This window comes from Psychrobacter sp. UBA2769 (assembly GCF_002352555.1).
Lineage (GTDB): Bacteria > Pseudomonadota > Gammaproteobacteria > Pseudomonadales > Moraxellaceae > Psychrobacter > Psychrobacter maritimus.
In genome coordinates, this window is the sequence record NZ_DEIR01000022.1 from 124,271 (window position 1) to 145,484 (window position 21,214).

The 21,214-nt window shown below is 43.6% G+C and carries 20 protein-coding genes; 7 read left to right on the forward strand and 13 right to left on the reverse strand.

The genetic code is table 11. From position 1 onward, the window contains the following. Nucleotides 1–2: 2 nt before the first annotated feature. Nucleotides 3–2,030, forward strand: coding sequence for an ATP-binding cassette domain-containing protein (locus tag B3Q63_RS11095; protein WP_296176672.1), 2,028 nt, complete (start codon nt 3–5; stop codon nt 2,028–2,030). A 271-nt stretch (nt 2,031–2,301) separates the two neighbouring features. On the opposite strand, the gene B3Q63_RS11100 is transcribed toward B3Q63_RS11095, so the two are convergent. Beyond that, nucleotides 2,302–2,664 (reverse strand): septal ring lytic transglycosylase RlpA family protein, encoded by a 363-nt coding sequence (locus B3Q63_RS11100; protein WP_201564246.1) that lies wholly within the window; start codon nt 2,662–2,664, stop codon nt 2,302–2,304. A 680-nt stretch (nt 2,665–3,344) separates the two neighbouring features. Between B3Q63_RS11100 and B3Q63_RS11105 the strand changes: the two genes are divergently transcribed. From B3Q63_RS11105 to B3Q63_RS11115, 3 genes are all read left to right on the forward strand, one after another. After that, nucleotides 3,345–3,689, forward strand: coding sequence for a hypothetical protein (locus B3Q63_RS11105; protein WP_296176675.1), 345 nt, complete (start codon nt 3,345–3,347; stop codon nt 3,687–3,689). 37 nt (nt 3,690–3,726) lie between these two features. Beyond that, the gene (locus tag B3Q63_RS11110) at nt 3,727–4,707 is read left to right on the forward strand and encodes a DnaJ C-terminal domain-containing protein (RefSeq protein WP_296176678.1); all 981 of its coding nucleotides are present in this window, start codon (nt 3,727–3,729) and stop codon (nt 4,705–4,707) included. A gap of 118 nt (nt 4,708–4,825) precedes the next feature. Continuing rightward, nucleotides 4,826–5,149, forward strand: coding sequence for a chaperone modulator CbpM (locus B3Q63_RS11115; RefSeq protein ID WP_201564015.1), 324 nt, complete (start codon nt 4,826–4,828; stop codon nt 5,147–5,149). Nucleotides 5,150–5,249: 100 nt separating this feature from the next. On the opposite strand, the gene sstT is transcribed toward B3Q63_RS11115, so the two are convergent. From sstT to B3Q63_RS11130, 3 genes are all read right to left on the reverse strand, one after another. After that, the gene (gene sstT, locus B3Q63_RS11120; protein ID WP_296176681.1) at nt 5,250–6,452 is read right to left on the reverse strand and encodes a serine/threonine transporter SstT; all 1,203 of its coding nucleotides are present in this window, start codon (nt 6,450–6,452) and stop codon (nt 5,250–5,252) included. A 193-nt stretch (nt 6,453–6,645) separates the two neighbouring features. Beyond that, on the reverse strand, nt 6,646–7,140 hold the full coding sequence (locus B3Q63_RS11125; protein ID WP_296176684.1) for a DNA polymerase III subunit chi: 495 nt from the start codon (nt 7,138–7,140) through the stop codon (nt 6,646–6,648). A 35-nt stretch (nt 7,141–7,175) separates the two neighbouring features. Further along, nucleotides 7,176–8,837 (reverse strand): leucyl aminopeptidase, encoded by a 1,662-nt coding sequence (locus tag B3Q63_RS11130; RefSeq protein WP_296176686.1) that lies wholly within the window; start codon nt 8,835–8,837, stop codon nt 7,176–7,178. 514 nt (nt 8,838–9,351) lie between these two features. Here B3Q63_RS11130 and B3Q63_RS11135 point away from each other — a divergent pair. Both B3Q63_RS11135 and lptG read left to right on the forward strand, forming a co-directional pair. After that, complete coding sequence (locus tag B3Q63_RS11135; RefSeq protein ID WP_296176688.1) at nt 9,352–10,641, forward strand: LPS export ABC transporter permease LptF; 1,290 nt, start codon at nt 9,352–9,354, stop codon at nt 10,639–10,641. Continuing rightward, nucleotides 10,641–11,882 (forward strand): LPS export ABC transporter permease LptG, encoded by a 1,242-nt coding sequence (lptG, locus tag B3Q63_RS11140; RefSeq protein ID WP_296176690.1) that lies wholly within the window; start codon nt 10,641–10,643, stop codon nt 11,880–11,882. Before B3Q63_RS11135 ends, lptG begins: the two co-directional genes overlap by 1 nt. A 115-nt stretch (nt 11,883–11,997) precedes the next feature. Here lptG and B3Q63_RS11145 read toward each other — a convergent pair whose 3' ends face one another. Next, nucleotides 11,998–12,606 carry a class I SAM-dependent methyltransferase gene (locus tag B3Q63_RS11145; protein ID WP_296176692.1) on the reverse strand — a complete coding sequence of 203 codons (609 nt, stop codon included), beginning with the start codon at nt 12,604–12,606 and terminating at the stop codon, nt 11,998–12,000. A 269-nt stretch (nt 12,607–12,875) separates the two neighbouring features. Between B3Q63_RS11145 and B3Q63_RS11150 the strand changes: the two genes are divergently transcribed. Next, nucleotides 12,876–14,132, forward strand: coding sequence for an ImmA/IrrE family metallo-endopeptidase (locus B3Q63_RS11150; RefSeq protein ID WP_296176694.1), 1,257 nt, complete (start codon nt 12,876–12,878; stop codon nt 14,130–14,132). Between the two features lie 104 nt (nt 14,133–14,236). Here the strand turns inward: B3Q63_RS11150 and B3Q63_RS11155 are convergent, their stop codons facing one another. The 8 genes from B3Q63_RS11155 to recN all read right to left on the reverse strand — a co-directional run bounded on the left by B3Q63_RS11155 (nt 14,237) and on the right by recN (nt 20,876). Continuing rightward, on the reverse strand, nt 14,237–14,575 hold the full coding sequence (locus B3Q63_RS11155; protein WP_296176697.1) for a DUF3817 domain-containing protein: 339 nt from the start codon (nt 14,573–14,575) through the stop codon (nt 14,237–14,239). A 44-nt stretch (nt 14,576–14,619) separates the two neighbouring features. Then, on the reverse strand, nt 14,620–15,558 hold the full coding sequence (xerD, locus tag B3Q63_RS11160; protein ID WP_296176700.1) for a site-specific tyrosine recombinase XerD: 939 nt from the start codon (nt 15,556–15,558) through the stop codon (nt 14,620–14,622). Nucleotides 15,559–15,596: 38 nt separating this feature from the next. Beyond that, complete coding sequence (locus B3Q63_RS11165; protein WP_296176702.1) at nt 15,597–16,817, reverse strand: class I SAM-dependent methyltransferase; 1,221 nt, start codon at nt 16,815–16,817, stop codon at nt 15,597–15,599. A gap of 140 nt (nt 16,818–16,957) precedes the next feature. Then, nucleotides 16,958–17,284 carry a sulfurtransferase TusA gene (gene tusA, locus B3Q63_RS11170; RefSeq protein WP_296176705.1) on the reverse strand — a complete coding sequence of 109 codons (327 nt, stop codon included), beginning with the start codon at nt 17,282–17,284 and terminating at the stop codon, nt 16,958–16,960. A gap of 77 nt (nt 17,285–17,361) precedes the next feature. Continuing rightward, nucleotides 17,362–17,841, reverse strand: a complete 480-nt coding sequence (locus B3Q63_RS11175; RefSeq protein WP_201564268.1) for a hypothetical protein — start codon at nt 17,839–17,841, stop codon at nt 17,362–17,364. 74 nt (nt 17,842–17,915) lie between these two features. Then, the gene (ruvX, locus tag B3Q63_RS11180; RefSeq protein ID WP_201564270.1) at nt 17,916–18,428 is read right to left on the reverse strand and encodes a Holliday junction resolvase RuvX; all 513 of its coding nucleotides are present in this window, start codon (nt 18,426–18,428) and stop codon (nt 17,916–17,918) included. 72 nt (nt 18,429–18,500) lie between these two features. Beyond that, nucleotides 18,501–19,064, reverse strand: a complete 564-nt coding sequence (locus B3Q63_RS11185) for a YqgE/AlgH family protein (RefSeq protein WP_201620045.1) — start codon at nt 19,062–19,064, stop codon at nt 18,501–18,503. A 132-nt stretch (nt 19,065–19,196) separates the two neighbouring features. Continuing rightward, the gene (gene recN / locus B3Q63_RS11190; RefSeq protein ID WP_296176711.1) at nt 19,197–20,876 is read right to left on the reverse strand and encodes a DNA repair protein RecN; all 1,680 of its coding nucleotides are present in this window, start codon (nt 20,874–20,876) and stop codon (nt 19,197–19,199) included. Nucleotides 20,877–21,214 lie beyond the last annotated feature (338 nt).

Consider the following 21,214-nt stretch of genomic DNA (forward strand, 5'->3'; position numbering starts at 1 on the left):
ATATGATCGAATTTAAAGACGTTGGTGTTCGCCGTGATGGTCGTGAGTTGTTTGCAGGGGCAAGCTTCCAGCTACATCCGGGCCATAAAGTTGGCTTAACGGGCAATAACGGCACAGGCAAATCGACCTTGTTTGCCTTATTATTGACACGTATGGGCACCGGTGATACCGAAGTGACGCTTGATAAAGGCGAAATCAGTATTCCTGATAGCTGGCATGTGGCGCACATGGCGCAGGAAGTGGGCGCCAGTACCCAAACGGCGATTGATTACGTCTTAAGTGGCGATGAGCAGTGGTATGAGATTAATGCGGCGTTAAATGATTTGAGCAGTGTCAGTGACGACCAAATTGGCGTATTACATCAGCAGTTTGATGAGATTGATGGCTATCGTACTCCGACCAAAGCGGCACAAATCATGGCGGGTCTTGGTTTTAATACCAGCCAGCATGAGTTACCCGTCGAAGGCTTTTCTGGTGGTTGGCGTATGCGTTTAAACCTTGCCAAGACCTTGATGAGCCGCGCAGATTTAATGCTCCTTGATGAGCCAACCAACCATTTGGATTTGGATGCCATTCTTTGGCTTGAAACGTGGATTAATGCCTTTAGCGGTTTGGTTATCGTCATCTCGCATGACCAAGCGTTTTTGGACGCCACCGTCGGTCATATTCTGCACGTCGAGCAACAAAAAATCACCCTTTATACCGGTAACTATCAGCAGTTTATTCGTACCCGTCATGAGCGCATGGCGCAGCAGCAGCAAGCGTTTGAAAAGCAGCAAGCGACCAAAGCGCATTTGGATGACTTTATTCGTCGTTTCCGTGCCAAGGCCAGTAAAGCCAAACAGGCGCAAAGCCGTATTAAGCAGCTTGAGCGTATGGCGGAGCTGTCACCGATGATGGCGGACAACCCGTTCTCATTCCGCTTTTATGAGCCGGCAAATATGAGCTCGCCATTGATTGAGCTGAGCAATGCCGATATTGGTTATACCGATACTGCGCTACTGCATAATGCCAATATCCAAGTGACGCCGGATACGCGCATCGGTTTGCTTGGGATGAATGGCGCTGGTAAATCGACCTTGATTAAAGCCTTGGTCGGTGAGCTTGGTATTTTATCAGGCAGCTATCGCGTTTCTGATACCCTAAAGCTCGGTTATTTTAACCAGCATCAAATGGATGCTTTGGATGCAGCAGCAACGCCGATGCAAATGCTACGCCGCCTAGCGGGCAAAACTTCTGATGCAGAGTTGCGCTCGTTCCTCGGCAGCTTTGACTTTCGCGGTGAGCGTATCGACACGCCAAGCGAGCTGTTTTCTGGTGGCGAGCGTGCACGTTTAACCTTGGCATTAATCGTCTGGCAACGTCCAAACGTGCTGGTGCTCGATGAGCCAACCAACCATTTAGACTTACAAATGCGTCAAGCTTTGACCATCGCTTTACAGGGTTTTGAAGGGGCAGTGGTATTGGTATCGCATGACCGCGAGCTGATTGCCAACGTCTGTGACGAGCTGTTTTTGGTCCATGACGGTATAATCGAAGAGTTTGATGGTGATATCAGCGACTATGGTAAGTGGCTTGCCGAAAAGCGTAAGCAAGAAAATACGCCCGATAAAAGCAATAGTAAGAAAAAGAGCAAAAAGGACAATAAGAAGTTTGTTTCACGTGAAACAAATACCAGTTTAGCTAGTAATCAAATTAGTAATAAAGCTGCTACTGCACCAGCAAAAGCCGCTCAGTCTGCGCTTAGCAAAGAAGAACAGCGTAAATTGGCCGCTGAGCAACGCAAACTTACCGCGCCTGTTCGCCGTGAGATTGAAGACACAGAAAAAGCCTTGGCTAAGATTACGGAAAAATTGGCCAGTTTAGAGACCAAGCTTGCCGATACTGAGCTATATGAAGAAAGCCGTAAGGCTGATTTGCTGGTGTTGCTCAATGAGCAGACGGCGCTACAACAGCAGCATAGCGATAATGAAGAGAAATTATTGCTCGCGATGACGACGCTAGAAGAAATGGAAGCGGCTGTGAAATAGGCGGCAGTCAGTTGGCAAACATTAATTATTTTGAAGTAGTAGGTTCATTTTAAAAGGACACACTGCGGGTATGAATTTTCCGTAACCTCTGGAGTCCAAAGCGCACAGCAAGCGAGGAAGATTTATACCAGCAGAATACTATTTCTGCCGTAACTTTTTATTTTAAACTGACTATATAGGCTATTGAAAAATTATTCAGCGATACAAACCAGTGTTTTAAAACCATTGAACATGAAAAAGGGAGAGCGTGAGCTCTCCCTTTTTTATTACATTATTCCATACGGTATTTACCATCACCATAAGATAGTATCTTCATAGTGGTGGTACAAAGTTCACAGTTTATTTTACCAGCAGCAGCTTTCGATAAATCCAAAATGCGACCTCTAATAAAAGGTCCTCTATCGGTAATTTTTACGATCACGCTCTGCTTTGTCTTTTTATTGGTCACTTGCACCTTCGTACCAAACGGCAGCGTCTTATGCGCGGCGGTTAGCGAGTTCATATTGAAGATACTGCCACTTGCGGTACGTTTGCCGTGAAACTTACTACCATAGTAACTGGTGTTACCGGCAAAAACGGTGGTACTGAGCAGCAGCGATAAAGTGATGACTAAAGACTTGATTAAATAAGACATTTAATACCTTTTTTCTATTGATGAGATAGACAGATACTCTTGCCTATGTTATCCATGCCCCTATCAGCTTGAATAATATGGGTATTTTACAATAAGGAGCTTACTTCGTTCTTACGGCTCTGTAAAAAACGCCCCAGTTCAAATATCTCATAATAGAGAAGTAGAAGATGTTTTTATGATCATTATTAAGTCTTGCTACTAATCCTGTAGACCTTGGTATATATGACCAATTCTGTGAAACTTGTTTATTAGGCTAAGCGAATAGATAAACACTGCCTGTGCTGATAAAGTGGTTTTTACATCAGAGAATTTAGCAATAGCGCCTTAGTAAATGTAAAAACTAATTCTGCCTATGTAGTTAGGACTGTCGGAAAGATGCACTATATAAGGGCTAAAGCGTTATATTTAATAATTTTAATATTTAAAAAAGTAAAATGAGATAATATTGAAAATAATGTAATAAAATCTTGCTACATTCTTACTAATTCTGCAGAAATCACAGTATTTGGCGTTTTGTGAGAATAATAAGTTTGTAATTAGTTAACCATCTAGAAGATTGACATAGCTCTTATGTTTAGGCAGGCGCGCGCAAAGTTTGGCAAGCACATACTTAGCTATGCTATGGTAAATGCGACCGCTTATGAATCAAAAACGATATGCAGATAGACATACAGATAAACATGCACATAAAGCCATCAAGTTTGGTTTGCGCTAAGCGTGACAAACAAAGTACTGTGTTGTCTCATGTTGCTTCTAAACGAGAGGGTCATGCAGCCATTGCCCTCACCAAATTGACATTACGGCAACAGCTGTCAAAGAATAATGATGCCAGAATCAGAGTGAAAAACGCTGATATAGTGACAAACGCTACTACAGTGACGCATGCTAATAACGATGCTTTAAGCAATGCAGATAATATAAATGCTAGTGTCGCTTGGCATCATTACTGGTCAAACTTTGATGATGACAACCGTATGCTAAAAATGAAATATTCATTCATTGCCCCCATATTATGTATTAAATAAATGATCAGTAATAAATACTATAAGAAGGAAAAACAACATGGCAGAGAAAAATTACTATGACATTTTAGGGGTCAAAAAAGACGCCACAGATGCTGAGATTAAAAAGAAATATCGTAAGCTTGTGCGGCAATACCACCCTGATGTCAGCGACGATCCAGACGCTGATAATAAAATCGCGGAAATTAACAACGCTTACGAAACCATTAGAGATAAAGACAAGCGGGCGGAATACGATGCCATGCTCAACAATCCCTTTGCCGGTCAGGGCGGTGCAGGTGGCTTCGGCGGGCAATCAGCGAGCGGCGGACAAGGCGGTTTCCGCTGGGAAGATATCAAAGATCAGTTTGGCGAAGGCCAAGCTTATGGCGATGGCGGTTTTCGCTTCGACGATATTTTCTCCGCTTTTGGTGGCGGCGGCGCGCGCGGACAATCGCAGCAGGGTGGTTTTAGGTCGCAAAATAGCCAAGGTCAAGACCAACATGCAGAGATTACCGTCGATTTGTCCTCGGTCTACAGTGGCGATGACTACAGTATTAAATTAAACGTTCCCGTTCGCCAGCCAAATGGCAGCGTCGATTACGAAAATAAAACCCTAAAAATTAAAATTCCAAAAGGCATTACTGATGGCAAGCAAATTCGTTTAGCAGGGCAAGGTGCGGCCGGTGTTGGTGGCGGTAAAAACGGTGATTTGTTTTTAAAGGTGAAAATCCGTCATGCGGATAATATCCGTATCGAAGGCGCTGATGTCTATCAGACGGTCAATGTAGCGCCATGGGAAGCGGCACTGGGCGAAAAAATTAACGTCAGTACCCCAGCAGGAACGCTTGGCGTGACGATTCCTAAAAACAGTAAATCGGGGAGCAATTTACGTTTAAGGGGTAAAGGTATTCCTGCTAAGCAAGCGGGCGATTTATATTTAACCTTAAACATCGTTAACCCTGATATCAGCAGCGAGTCCGCTACCAAAGCCTACGAGCAGCTTAAAGAAGCCTTTGCTGAGACCAATATCAGCCGTTAATTAAATCGCATTTAAAAATGCCAAAAGCTATGCGAATAGTAGCAATACAACAAAGAAAACAGCAGAGATGAAGACCATACGATAACGATAAAATAAAGAGCAAACGAGGATAATCGCCATGAAACACTCGCCTGAATTTACCGACATTATCTTGAGCTTAGATGAGCTTGTATCTGCCTGTGGTCAAGAGCGCCAATGGGTCATCGAATTGATTGAGGAAAATATCATCGAATATGATGTACCAGAACGTCAGCAATTTACCGGTTATCAATTGACGACTGTGCGCCGTGCTTCACGCCTAAGTCGCGACTTTGAAGCGAGCGTGCCGGCAATTGGACTGATACTTGAACTATTAGATGAGGTGGAACAATTGCGTCAATTTAAACGCCAGCTAGACATGCAGACACCAGTGATTGAAGTAGATGTCGATCATTTAAAATAATAAGTAATTGATTATTTAACACATAAAAAAAGGGTCTCTATAATGAGACCCTTTATGGTTTGCAAATACAATTTATTATTTGCAAGTATCGTTTTAAAAACTAGCGCGCATATTTTGGATCAGCAGCGGCAGTAAATAAAACGTCGGTTGATGAGTTCAAGGCAGTTTCGGCAGAGTCCTGTACCACACCGATGATAAAGCCAATCGCCACCACTTGCATGGCAATATCGTTTGGAATACTAAATAAGCTTGCTGCTAATGGAATCAAGAGTAATGAGCCACCAGCAACACCTGAGGCGCCGCAAGCACTAATCGTCGCAACCAAACTTAATAATAGCGCTGATGCAAACGATACTTCGATACCAAGCGTATGCGCTGCCGCAAGGGTTAAGACGTTAATCGTGATAGCAGCGCCTGCCATATTAATGGTTGCACCGAGTGGAATGGTGACCGAATAAGTGTCTTCGTGTAGACCCAATTTGCGCGCAAGGTTCATATTAACAGGAATATTGGCCGCTGAACTACGGGTAAAGAATGCCGTAATCCCTGACTCACGTAAGCAGGCAAATACCAACGGATAAGGATTTTTACCGGTTTTAACCAATACAATCAGCGGGTTGACGATTAAAGCGATAAATAGCATACAGCCGACCAATACCATCAAGATATGAGCATAGCCCGCCAACGCGGCAAAGCCCGTCTCAGCGACGGTATTGGCAACCAAGCCTAAAATACCAAAAGGCGCTAGGGCGATGACCCATTTGACCACTTGTGAGATGGCGTCAGAAAAATCACTGACCACGGTACGCGCGGTATCGCTGGCTTGACGCAGGGCAAAACCAATAATAATTGCCCACGCTAAGATACCAATATAATTGGCTTCAGCGATGGCCTGAACGGGGTTGGCGACCAAATTCATCAGCAAGTTGGTCAATACTTCTTGAAGGTTGGCAGGTGGTACTTGCTCAATGGTGGCATTGACCAATATCAGCTCTGTCGGGAATAAAAAACTTGCCGCAACCGCCGTTAATGCAGCCAAAAAAGTGCCGAACATATACATAATAAGCACAGGTTTGACATACACTTCATTGCCGCTACGGTGTTGGCTAATGGCTGCCATGACCAAGATAAATACCAGTATCGGCGCGACCGCTTTTAGCGCCCCGACAAATAGCGTCCCTAGTAATCCTAACGCAATACCGATATTTGGTGCCAGCCAGCCAATCAAAACCCCCAATATTAAACCAATAATAATGAGCGGCACCAGCCCTATACGCTGATACATCGCAATCAATGAACGCATCTATACACCCTCGACTTTGTCAATAAATTTATAATAGAACGGAAAAGTAATCGAAGGATGGTAGCATTTTTTGCGATAAGCGCCTACCTCTAACCCACGTAGACATGGGGTTATAGGGTAGCAAAAAAGCGTGGCACGGTAGGTAAATAAAGGGCGCTAGCGAGGTGAGAAAATAAAGATAAAAATCAATAAATTAAACTTTAAAGTGCGTGAGCTCATAGCCTAATTGTTTATAACTTTTATATTTGTGACGACCTTCTTGCACGCTATTGGCATCAGGTTTTATCAGCTCAAGTACCCGAGTAGGCTGGGCATTATTGGTTGCTGCCATAAAGTCATTAACAGGATGGATGGTGGTATTAAGGACAATACCTTTAAAATCAGCTGGCATATAACTGCCCAATAAAACGGGTGCTAATGTTTCATTGTTAGCGTGTGCGTCAACAGTCTTATTAACATCATCAGTGTCAGCAATAGTAGCGTCCAAAAGCCGCTGATGCGGTATAAAGCTTGTGGCATCATGTGCCCATAGTGCTTCATCAAGCGTCGATAGCAAGGCATCTTGTTTGTCGATAAGAATCAGTAACGACTGGCTGCTTTTATTAAGCGCCGTTTGGGTCAACTGACAAATAAAGCCCAAGAAATCTTGGGCTTTACTCTCACTTAAAACATAAAAACTAACTTTCATAAACTGGTCTTCATCAATGAATTATTCACAACTGATTAAGCCATGTTTGCGCTGTTTTTGAGGTATTGCATAAACAATGGTACAGGACGACCGGTTGCCGCTTTGTCTTTACCTGAATTCCATGCCGTACCAGCGATATCCAAATGCGCCCATGCTTGACCTTCTTCGACGAAGCGCGATAAGAAGCAAGCCGCAGTCACAGCACCAGCGCCTTTACCACCGATGTTTTGCATATCAGCAATAGGCGAGTCAAGCTGCGCTTGATAGTCGTCATCCATTGGCATATGCCAGATTAAATCGCCCGATAAGTGACTGGCGTTTTCTAACTCAAACAACACGTCTTCATCATTACTAAATACCGCTGAGCGTACATGACCTAAGGCAACCACACAAGCGCCGGTCAAAGTTGCTACATCGATAATCGCTTTTGGATTATAGCGTTGTACATAGCATAAAGTATCTGCTAATACCAAACGACCTTCCGCATCAGTATTTAAGATTTCAACCGATTTGCCGTTCATAGCTTTCACGATATCACCAGGGCGCGTGGCATCACCTGATGGCATATTTTCCGCACAAGCAAGGGCACCAACGACGTTAATCGGTAGACGCGCTTCACATAAAGCTTTAATCGTACCGAGTACCGATGCTGAACCGCCCATATCAAACTTCATCTCATCCATTGCCGCACCCGGTTTGATTGAGATACCGCCTGAATCAAAGGTGACGCCTTTACCGACTAAGACGATAGGCGCGTCATCATTGGCAACTTGTACATCGTTATTTGTATCAGCGTTTTTAGATGATTTCTTAGGCAGTTTGGTTGGTAGTTTATCCGCCAAGGCTTTTAGACCGCCCGTTACTTTTGCACCACTATTGGCAATTTTGCTAGCGCCGGCTTTAGCGCTAAAGTTAGATTTACCGCGGTACTCTAACAATACCAATTTACCTTCTTTGGCAGAGCCTTGAGAAACCGCTAAGAAGCAGTCCATACCCAGCGCTGACATCTCATCTTCACCTAAGACGGTGACTTTTAATAAGTCAGGATAAGCTTTAGCAAGCGCTTCGGCTTGTTCAGCCATGTAAGCTGGGAAGCAGATATTGCCCGGCTCATTGGCGACATCACGGGTTAGGCTTTGACCAGCGAATACCGCTTCGGCAAATGTTAACGCAGCTTCTAATGACTTGTCAGCCAATAAATAGATGTCGGTTAAAACAGGCGTGCTTTGCTCAGATTTGTATTTATCAAAACGGTAGCTTGCTGCCAATAAATTAAGGGCAAACTGGCTGAAATGATTTTCTTCTAGAGCATCACCTAAAGCAACGGTAATAGAGTCAACACGTTTTTGCGTGCTTTGATAAATGGTATTGGCGATTTTTTGCAAACCGCTGTGACCAAGCTTATCAAGATTACCCACACCGACAAGTAATAGCTGTACTGGGTTTTGTTTCGTGGTTTTCTTGTCGCCCGCTAAGGCATAATCTGCCACAGTTTCGCAAGCTTTACCATTAAAATGCGATACCTCAATTAATTGCTCAATCCGGCTTTGATAATCGCTCAATTGCGCTTCAGCTAAGATGTTTTTCTTATCATCGATGAGCACCACCAGGCAGGCGGCATCTTTACTTTTGGCTTCTTTTTTAAGTATTTTTTGTGTATGCGTTTTTGGTAGCGTTTGGGTTAATTTAATATTCATATAATTATCCTTATTAGAGTTATGAAATTAGCGTTATGAAATTGGCATGATAACAACGACAGGTTTCATTTAAATTGCTGATACCTGTTCAAGCGCTATTATCTATTAGTGGATTTGTTAAAGCTTTAGACTTTATTAATGCTTAGAACTCACTAACCATCACCCTAGTGTAGCATATTGCACGCTAAGTGCGCAGTGAGCAAGTATTAGGCATAAAGCAAGCCTATACTGCAAATACTTAATAGAGTTGCTCTGATATTAAGTGAGGCTTATAACTCATATACACTATACGCCTTTTTGGTTTTAGCTATTATCCACTAAATAATCTAGCGTTATAGCAAGATAGAGGCAATGTTTTCCAACACATTTCACAGCCATTTTTGAGCAAAATATGCTAGGATTAACGGTTATCTTTATCGCTACTATTTATAGAGTATCGTCAGTCGAACGGCGATAAATTGTGCGCATACCAACCTTTTTCTAAAGAGTGCCTATTGTGATATTACGCCGCTATATGACTCAACAAGTTGCCTCAACGACCGCCTTGGTCTTGGGGTTTTTAGTGGTGATGATGCTCGGCGGCCGCTTAATCCGTTACTTTGGCATTGCTGCAGAAGGCAATCTGGACATCAGCCTATTATTTACCATCATTGGTTATAACTTGCCTTACTTTTTAGAGCTAATCCTGCCATTGGCATTTTTTATCGCGCTGATGTTGGTATTTGGGCGCTTATACGTCGACCAAGAGATGGCGGTGATTAACGCCAGCGGCGTGTCGCGTGGTAAGCTTGGACGTTTGATGACGCCACTGATATTGGCATTATTTGTTGGAGAGGCAGCCTTATCTATCGTTGGTAAACCGTGGGGCGTACGCTCATCAGAGAGCGTGTGGCAACAGCAAGCGTTGACCAGTGCTTTTGATTTGATTCGACCCAATCAGTTTATCAGTAGTGGCAATTATCATTTGTATGTCGGCAGCTTGAGTGATGATAAAAAACAATTGCAAGATGTGATATTGATTCAATCTGAGCCTAAGCCTAAAGGCAGTGCGGCAAAAAATGCGGCCGTTGATGTTAATAACAATATCGACCCAGAAACCGCTGAGCAACTCAATATCCCAGAGCTGCCAAATGCGCTTATAAGCGATAATAGTATCAGTAAGGATACCATTACCCTTGCTAAACGCGCTCAGCAAGTAGATACCGGCAGTAGCGGCGTTACTCAACTAGATTTGTTCCAAGGTCGCCGCTATGAAGTCGGCGCGGGCAGCCTAAAATACAATCAAGTGGGCTTTGATCGCTACCGTATCACCTTGACCGAATCCTCCAAAGAAGTTATCACCGAAGCCAATATCGAAACCCAAGCAATTGGTCCATTATGGCAAGCCGCAACGGGCAGTACAGCAGTGAATAGTGAAAATGCACTTCGAGCGGCACAAGGTGAGCTTGGCTATCGTCTGGCATTGCCTTGGCTCATGATTATTGCACCGATGCTCGCCGTGCCACTGGCGCAAGTACGTCCGCGTCAAGGTCGCTGGTTGCGCTTGTTCCCATCGATTTTATTATTTGTCAGCTGTGCATTGGGTATTATTTCTCTCAAAAATGCGGTGAGTAAAGGCAGTGTTAGCGTTTGGGCGTATGCATGGTTGGTATTAGGCTTTATGGCATTGGCGCTTTATATGAATTGGGGCAGCCGCGTCCAACATCGTTTGCGCTTTCGCAAACCAGATGAGCTGTTAACCGTCAGCGAGCATCAAGGCAATATTGACCATAAAAGCAATGGCTCACAAGGAGGACAATCCTAATGAGCGCTTTATTCTCTAAATCATCATCGTCTAATTCATCAAAGCCAAATTCGCCAAGCCATAAGCTAAAACTTGCGCCAAAACCGACCAATCTAAAAGTGCTCAGCCGTTACGTCAAGCTCAATGCTTTGCTTGCCATCATCGGCGCGGTTATAGGTTTGTGGGCATTGCAGCTAGTATTTTCTTATTTGTCTGAGTTAGATTCACTAGATGATAACTATACGATGGGCGAGGCGATTAAATATATTTTTTATCGCTCGCCTTATTTCTTGGAGCAGTTTATCCCAACGGGCGCGTTACTTGGCGCGGTGGTCGGCTTAGGTTTATTGGCCAATAAAAGTGAGCTGGTCGTCATGCGCGCCGCGGGCGTCAGTGTTTATCGTATCGTCGGTTGGGTGTTGCAGCCTGCCTTGATTTTTGTGCTATTGGCATTGGTGATTAATCAGTTTGTCCTGCCGTATTCGAATCAATTGGCGCAAGAGATTAACGATGAAGATAACAGCTCGCTTGTCACCTCGGTACGCGGTTATTGGACGGTACAGCCGCGCTTTGAGAGTACAAAAGACGGCAGTGCCAAGCCCGATGGTAGCGATATTTTGTATATCGATTATGCCGATGTGCAAGGCAATATCGGCGAAGTTAAACGTTGGCATTTGGATAATAATGGCAATCTGCAAACTGCTATTCATGCTGAGGGCGGCAAATATATCGGCCGCGAAGCGATAGATACCGATAGCAGCAAGCCGAGCGAGCAATATCGCTACGAGTGGCAGCTGAATAATATGACCAAGCTGATGATTGGTCAGGGCTTTGAGAGTAGCCAAGCTATTGCACCGTCAGATACCTTGAGTTTGCCCTTTGCCCCTGAGTCGGTGTATTTACTCACTCGTAAGGCCGAAGATTTATCATTGACCCAGTTATACGAGCATCGCCAATTTATGCGCCAACAAGGCACGCGCTCGTTAAGTCATGAGTTGGCATTTTGGCAAAAGCTACTGTCACCGTTATCGATTTTATCGCTAGTGATTGTTGCTTGCTCGTTCGTCTTTGGCTCACTACGTACGCATAGCTTGGGTTTACGTATCGTCGTGGCATTACTATTCGGCTTGCTATTTAGTTATGTACAAGATTTGGTTGGCTTTGTCTCATTGGCGACTGGTTTTTCGCCATTATTAATGGTGCTATTGCCAATTATCGCCAGTGCGGTTTTGGGTGGATATTTACTTAAGCGGCAAATGTAACCTTAAAAATGTAATTCTAAAAATATAGTTCTAAAAATATAGTTCTAAAAAATCCCGCTAATACGATGATGTGTTAGCGGGATTTTTTATGGCTCAGTTTTTAAGTTGCTTAAGCTTAGTCTTTGGTCGCCATGGTAATGGTATAGGTTTTACCTTGTTTGATCTTTTCGCTATTGCCAAATACTTCGGTAAACGAGCGCTTCATAAATTGGCGTAGGCCATTAATGGTCACCACATAAAAACGCCCACCTTGACGCATACGTGCATAAGCATCGAGGAAATATAGATAGTGCTGCTCTTTGCCTACCTTGGCGGGCAAGTTCGACATCACAAGGCTAAAGTCTTTGTCTTTTGCCACATGATTAAAGCCGTTAGACAAATGCACATCAACATTTTTCAGACCGTTTTTCTCGCAATTACGGCGCGCATATTCTACCGCCATAAAGTCTTTATCAATCAACGTATGCAGACCATTCGGACATTCACGCGCTGCCGTCATACCAAGCACGCCATAGCCACAGCCCAAATCGATTGAATCATCATCCACTTGAAAATCCACATAATCAAGCAGCATCAAGCTACCATCATCGAGCTTTTGCGGTGAAAAAATACCCCACGTGGTCGAAAAATCAAACGGCTTGCCAAGCACATCTTGGCGAAAATTAATATCTTCACGCCAGTGTTCAGCGCTTTTTAATAGGTCAGCAGGGGGTCTATGGCTCATGGGATTCTCGGATATTAGATAAGTAAAAGGGGTGCGCTGCTCAAACGAACAGCGTGCATATCATAATGCACTTTATTGGAGCTATTGTAACGAGAAAAGGATAGGTTTGCAGCATCCTATGGTGAGAATTGTAGTAAGGGTTGAAGAAAAGTAAGGTATACCCTCCGTATCTTAATCAAGATAATATCTAATATCGGTGCGCTGGGCGAACCCTACATCTATTTTGTAGTGTAAGATTAGTTTATAACGATATAGCCTATGAGATTATTATGAATACGACAGAAAAAGGCGATAAATTTGAGGACAAAGTCTTATCACTTCTTATGAAGGATATCCAAAGTTTCAGCCTATCTATGGGTCATGAGAGTCATATAAAGGTTTTTAAAAAGAAAAAATATTATTCAAGGTTTCGTAAAGGGGATATAGAGTTTGATATTGCTATAGAAGTATACAGAGATAAAAACATTCCAAATTATTCATCATTAATACTTGTTGAGTGTAAAGATTATAAAAAAGCGGTTGGCGTTGATCAAATAAATAAGTTTCTACAAGATGTTAGAGATCTTAGTGAGGGCAGTTTTACACATGGTTTGAAGCCAATAATGGCGATTAGCTCTAGATTAGCGAAGTCAGCTTATAATATAGCATTAGAAAGGAATGTAGGACTCATCAAAATCAATGAAAGCGATGGGCTGAAATGGGTATTAAATAGAAGCTTTGAAAAATATGGTATCAATCAAGCTCTTAGTTCAGAGGGCATATTCGTGAATAGCGACCAACCAAACTACTATAACTCTAGTTGGTTTTTTTATGCTCATAATAGATGGTTTAGTAGTCTGAAGGAATACCTAAGAGATATCACTGGACATAAAGATGAGGTCACTAAATCTCAAGTAAAATATTTTTCTAAAGATACTTTGGAAGATATGGCTAAAGACATACTTATAAAAGTTGATTATTTAGACGGTGCTGTTTGCTTATCTGACTTACTATCTTACGAGGTATTAAGTAGCGTAAAGTTATATCAAAACGTTATTCCATCTGTACATGAGAAGAGTCTACTTGGCAGAGTTGATTTTAAAAGTAATGAAATTTTTATGTACAAAAAAGAAATTGATGACGAAAAAAGAGATAGATTCACTCTTGCACATGAAATCTCACATATCCTACTAGGGCACAGTCAATATTTGGATAAAGATTCACTTGAAGAGGGTGACTTAGATAATCTGGAAATTTTAGACAACTCTATGGTTGCAAAGCTTGAATTTCAAGCAAATTACTTAGCAAGCTGTTTGTTGGTTCCTAATGACCAATTAGCAAAAGAATTTTCCAAGATATATTCTAATTCAGGATTAAAACGAAGAGGTGTGTTCTGGATCTATTTAGATAACCAGCCTGAAAATAAAATGATAGCGAATAATATTGTTAGTAAGCTAGCTCGTTACTTTGATGTTTCAAAAAGTGTTATTAGAATTAGATTAATAGGTTTTGGTTTACTTCATGACGAAAGATCGAAAATATTTTAACCTCTTAGATGATGCACCGCATGCAGCTTCTATAATCTTGTCGTCGTTAATAAATCACTATCCTCAAAAGTCTAAGCGCAACCGATACCGAAAAACCTTTAATCCTATTTTCTCAAACTCTTCTTTAATAAATGATCAAATATAAACGGACCAAATGGTAAAAATGAGCCGAGCACACCTGCAGGCATTGCCCATAGCGGCATTTTTATTTTGCTAGTTGCAATAAACAGCATCAAAATATAGGCGATAAACAAAGCCCCATGTGCCATACCGACATATTTCACTGCCTCAGGAATACCCATCATATATTTTAGTGGCATGGCGATACCAAGCAATAATAAAAAAGAAGTGCCTTCTAAGTAACCCATGATGGTCAGGTTTTTGAGGGCAGAATTTTGCCCTTTTGTTAGGGTAGGCAGAGTAGATGGCTGAGCTTGCAACACGTTATATTCCTTTTACAATCATCAATAAATCTTTAATTTCAATTCTAGCCGCGCGGATGATGCTCGGCATGCAACTTCTGCAATCTCGCCGTCGCCACATGGGTATAAATCTGTGTCGTTGATAAATCACTGTGCCCCAGTAATAACTGCACGCTACGCAAGTCCGCACCATGATTTAATAAATGCGTAGCAAAGGCATGACGTAAGGTATGCGGTGATAATTCTTTATCAATGCTGGCAACTTTGGCGTATTTCTTTAATAGATACCAAAAGTTCTGCCGTGTCATATAACCACCTTGCGCGGTTAAAAACACCGCTTGGCAATTACCCGATTTCAAATGCGCAATCAAATCGCCACGGGCATGCGTTAGATAATCTTCTAGCGCCTCTGCTGCATATTCGCCGAGTGGCACCAGTCGGGTCTTATTACCTTTACCGGTAATTTGTAGCCAACCAGAGTTTAGGTTCACTTGCTCAAGCGATAGGTTAATCAACTCACTGACGCGCAGACCGCACGCATAGAGCACCTCTAGCATGGCTTTATCACGCAGTCCGAGTGCGGTGCTAGTATCAGGCGCGGCGAGGAGATTATCGACATCTGCCTCACTTAAATCTTTAGGCAGTGGACGGCCTAATTTGGGGCTTTTGATACGCTCGCACGGATTGTCCTCGCGCAGATTACTAGCAATCATCCAAAGGTAGAACTGGCGCAAGCTTGAGAGCATACGTGCTTGCGTGCGCGGCGTTTTGCCGTCTTGGGTAAGCGTTGATAAGCAGTGCAGCACGTCATTAGGTTGCCACTTCGTCAGCGCAATAGGATTGGTCAACTCGCAAGAACGCAAATCGCGCACATAAGCGTTACGCGTCCGCGTTGCAAGTCCACGGGCAAGCATTGCTTGACGAAACTCAGTGATATAAGTTGGCTCGTCATCAACGGCTAGCGCTTTAGGTTGGCGCTGTTGCACAGCACGGTCGCGGCTCATAATTCGATGCTCAATTATTAATTATCAATTATTAAAGATTAGGCAGGTTCTAAGCACCATAAAGAAGTAACCTCGCTACTCCTCGCCACAAATAGAGGATCGGTATTATCTTGGCTGCGACCATGCTTAGGTTTGGTATCGAGGCGATATTTTACTTTCAAACCACTATCAGCAAACCAGCCTAATAATTCCTCACGAGTACGTAGTTGTAAATGCTCAGCCAAATCCGACAGAATCAACCAGACTTCTCCTTGCTTAGCTAAATGAGATTTCGCGCCCTGCAAAAATCCACGCAGCATTGCACTGTTGGCATCATAAACGGCGTACTCTAACGGCGAGCTGGGCTTAGCAGGCAACCAAGGCGGATTACAGACAATTAAATTGGCAAGTGGCGCATCAGTCGGATAAAGGTCTGCTTGCTGTAACTGCACGTTAGCTAGCCCTTGGCGCGTAAAGTTTTCTCTGGCGCAGGACAAAGCACGCGGATTTAAGTCGGTGGCAATTACCTGATTTACACCGCGCTGCGCTAAGATAATAGCCAGCAAGCCAGTACCCGTACCGATATCATAGGCGACATCATGAATTTTTGGCAATGGCGCATCGAGCAATAGCTGCACATACTCATGGCGAGTTGGCGCAAAAACGCCATAATGCGGGAATATCGATAGACCTAAACTTTCAATTGGGACGCCTTTTTCGCGCCACTGTGCTGCACCAAGCGCCCCTTGCAAATCACGAAATGATAATACGCAAGAATCATCTAGCTGGCCAAATGCTGCCATACAAGCTGCACTGACATCAGGAGCGCGGCGTAACTGGCTGACATAATTGGCATCAAGTTCTAATAGCAAGCGGCTTAATATGCGCGCACGCTGCGCTTGGATTTGGCGCTGCTGATGAAATAAGTTTGGAATGTCTTTGGATAACTCTGAAGATTCAACTGCAGTTTTATTAGACTTAGCAGACTGATTTGCTGCTTTTTTTATTTTACGCTGCTCAGAGCGCTCATTGGTACGCTCGATACGTCGGTTGAGCGCTTGTAGCAATTGCTTGGCATTATGAAAGTCACCGCGCCATAGTAATGAAGTGCCTTCGCAAGCCAAACGGTAAGCCTCATCTGCGGTCGTGTTATCATCAATCAATACAATACGGGCAGGCGGCATATGATTGCTTTCCGACAACCAGCGGGCTTGATGTAAGGTTTCGTTTCCGTCTTTGTTTTCCTGCCACTGCACATACTGCTTTTGGGTTGCTAACACGCTATCTACCTTTAATTTGTGAATGATATGTTTCGTACAAAGCAAAGATATCTTGATGCTATTACTGCTGTTACTTTATTAATGTACTAACGTTCTTAGTGCTCTTAAGTGACTAATGCTTTAGGGCCAATCAAATGCATTTAAGCATTCTTTTTCTTGACCAAATACCGATAAAGCGTAGCACTGATAGGCACGTTATTATCGCCAGCAACTGTGATTTCATCCGGATCAACATTTAAAGGTACATTTTCAGCAAGCGTTTCTTGCTGCACAAGTTCATGGCCCAAATGACGGCAAAAATTAGGAATATCGCGAGTGGTTGCAGGGTCAGTGGCGAGTATCTCAATCACCGCACCGGCTTCGGCTTTACGAATGATTCGATGCAGCATCATCACTGGCTCAGGGCAAATAAGCCCTTGGGTATCTAGATGATGTTGAATCGTGCTATCAGATATTGAAGTTGTCATAGTCGTCGTTTTAAATTAATAAAAGGTTAAATTTTTTTTGCTATCTATTGCTTAGCATTATTTTCTGTTCAGCTGTTTTACACTTCTTCAGCGATTTCAGTGTCTTCTTCAGTTTCTAAAAAGTTAAAAAAGCGCTTAAAGCTAACTTTGAATAAAAATGCCACCCCAAGCCAACAAGATAACCCCAACCAAGCAGTATCGGCAAATAATAGCCCGCCAACCAATATGATCGTTGATACGCCAATACTCATAGCAATCATCGATGGCTGATTTAAGCGATAACGATAAATAACCAACGCATCATAAATGGTAATAGGAATGGTCAACGCAACCAAGGCATAGGGCAAGTTATAGAAGAGTTGATAAAGCAGCTGATTGTCATGAAAGGCTTTGATACTGGCAATGGTGCCAAAGACCATAAAGGCGAGAATAGCGGCATAAATAAGATAAATCGCTATTTGGTTTGCTCGCTGAGCGCCTTTGATACGCGCAATCGCTAGCGGCGCAAAGCCACGTTGCGACTTGTTTTGCAAAGATTGGTCTGAGACAGTGGTCATATTAATCAGTCATTTATTTGTTTAGATGATATAGCAAAGAGGGGCGGTATATTAGCAATGGACTTACTGCTATCTTAATCCGCTTTAATCGCGTCGATGGCGATACTGCTACTGGGATCAGCAAAGTAAGTCGACATCAGGATACAGGCGGAGATATCATCAATTGGGTCGCGCTCGTTTTTAATCCAGCCGTTTTCCCACGCAATTTCGCGTGCTGCGACTGAAGTTAGACGCTCATCGCAAAGACTCACAACTACCGGCAGATGCTGCTCCATAACTCTATGTGCTAAGCGACGGGCAAATTTATGCGCCCGCTTAGACAGCATTGAGCTGCTACCATCCATATTCAGTGGCAATCCGACCACCACTTTTGCCACGCCCCAAACTTTGATAATACCGAGCAGATTATCCCAATCAGGCTGACCGTTATTCATCGCCAAGATATCAAAGGCACGCGCAGTCTCGGTAATGGTATTACCTAAGGCCATGCCCATCTTTTTGACGCCATAATCGAGTGCCAAGATAAGATGCGGCTTAATGGCTGGTTCGACAGCTGTCGTATCTGTTATAAGCGTGCTATCTACCATAATCAGGGGTACTTCCTATTTCTGTCTTCATTAAGCAAATGCTGCTAAGTATATAGCACTCAATATATAACGCTAGGCATGACCAATATCGCTGCTTAAATAGTCAAAATTAACGCCAATCTTATCGGCAGCGATTTGCCAACGTTCTTCAAATGGCGTATCAAACAATAAGTTTAAATCAGCAGGGCAGACGAGCCAGTCGCCATTATTGAGCTCTTGGTCGAGCTGTTTTTTACCCCAACTGGCATGACCTAAGCACAGCTGATAATGCCCAACGCCTTGGCCGGCGGCGATACGTTTTAGGATATCTTGACTGGTAGTGATACAGACGTTTTCTGATATTGCAAAAGACGATGCCCATTCTGGCTGACCCGTATGCAGGACAAAGCCGACTTCTGGATACATAGGACCACCTTCTAGCGCCACATCTTCCATCACTTGCGGATTAGTGACTTCAATGTCTAAATCCTCTAGTAGTTTGCCCACGCGCGACTGCTCTAATGGCCGATTGACCATCAGACCGAGTGCGCCATGTTTATCGTGACGACAGATATAAATCAGCGCCTGCTCAAACCGTGGGTCTGACAGCTCGGGTGCCGCGATTAAGAAATGATGGGTCAAATTGGCTTTGGACATAGCAAAAAACGCAACCTAATGTGAATGGTAAAATAACAGAGATGACACACCACTATATGGCGATACTGAGTAAAAAATCAACCAAAGCAAATATTTAGCGCTTATTCGACGTTAATGGTGCACCATAAATGTTTATTTAACATCGGTCAATAAACTACGGGCATGGTCACGGGTGACATCAGTAATGGTCACACCGCCAGACATACGTGCCAGCTCATCGACTTGCGCACTATCGGTCAATATTAATAGCTCGCTTTCGGTTTGTTCATCATGATGTTTTTGTACCAAGATATGTTGATGTGCTTGTGCCGCAACTTGTGCTTGGTGGGTAATAGCAAGCAGCTGCTGCGTCTGTCCAAGCGCGCGTAATAACTCACCGACCACTTGCGCGGTGCCGCCACTGATACCGACATCGACTTCATCAAAGACGAGCATCGGCTTGGCGGCATTATTATCAGCATTGGTCGCTTGCAATACTTGCATCACCAGTGCCATTCGTGACAGCTCACCGCCCGAGGCAATCTTGTGTAGCGGCTGCATGGGCATACCGACGTTGGCGCTAAATAATAAATCAATATCATAGCAGCCTTGCGCACTATACTGGCTCGTATCGGCCTTTTTGGTAAAGACAAACTCGCAGCGGGCGTTGGGTAGGGCAAGTGGCTGTAATTGCTTTATAAGTTGTTTGCTGACAGTCGGCGCCGCTTTTGAACGCTCTTTATTTAACTCAGTTGCGAGCGTGAGATAGTCTTGCCATGCTTGCTCAATCTGCGCCGCCATCGCATCGCTGCTTGGCTCGTTTTCTAATTGTTCTAATTGTGCTTCCCAACCTTTTGCTTCATTGATTAAATCATTTGCTGGCAAGCCATGCTTACGTGACAAACGATGCCCGAGACTGATTAAGCTATCGAGTGTTTGCAAACGCTCAGGGTCAGGTAGTTGTTGCTCAGCATAATCCGATAGTAAGCCTGTGACCTCAGTGATTTGCTGCTGGGCTAAATGCAATTGTTCGGAAGCCTGCTCAAAGGTTTGACTGACACCCATTTGGTTGTCACAAAGCTTAATCGCTTGCCCGAGCAAGGTCATGACATCTGGCTCATCGCTATCATTATCGAGTAGGTGCAAGCCGTGACTCGCCTCTTGCATTAATGCTTCAATATTGGATAACTCTTCGTGCTCCGCTTCAACTTCTGCATAATCAACGGCGAGTAGTGGCTCAATGTCGGCAAGCTGGCTTTGCAACAACTGCATACGGTCTTGGCGCTGGGCTTCGCGGCTTGCGATATCAGCAGCACGGCGTTTGAGCTGCTGATAAGCTTGGTAGCTGCTGGCCGTTTGTTCTGCAAGTGGCGTGATTTGTGCCATCTCGTCCAGCCATTGCACCACAAACTGCGGCTTAAGTAATGCTTGCTGGGCATGTTGACTATGGATATTAACCAGTAAGGCGCCCAAACTTTTAAGCTCCGCCAAGCTGACCGGTGTGCCATTTAACCACGCTTTTGAGCGCCCTGTATTACTAAGCTGACGGCGAATCAACACTTCAGGTTCTTCTAAGGGTCGGTCGTTTTTGGCAAACCATTCGGCAACGACGTCATTATTTTCTACATCAAACTGGGCATAAATATCGGCGTGCGCAGCCCCGTGTCTGACCATCGCACTGTCGGCGCGCTCGCCTGCGCATAAGGATAGTGCATCCAATAATAACGACTTGCCAGCACCCGTCTCACCGGTGATGACATTGAAGCCTTCAGCCACACTCAGCTCATGCTGAGCAATCAATGCAAACTGATGTAAAGTTAATGATACGAGCATCAACGCCTCTCATGGCAGACAATGAACTTCACCAATTATGCTGATAATTCATGTCTAAAATAGGTAAATAAGGAAATAAATGGCTTTGGTTAATGGTGCTAATGAGATAAAGGGGATTGGCAAATATTATGGTGGCAAAAGACAGTAAATACAAATTTTAAAGGTAATCAAAGTATGGTCGTGCATTTAATAATAAAGCAAACTTTCCTAGTCGCTGTAACAAACTTTATAGATATAATGTGGTAGCATAATCTCACATAATGATAAACTCTTACCACCAGATTTTCATACAATCTGTGCTACAAGGTTGGTCTTATATATAATGAAATATAGTATTA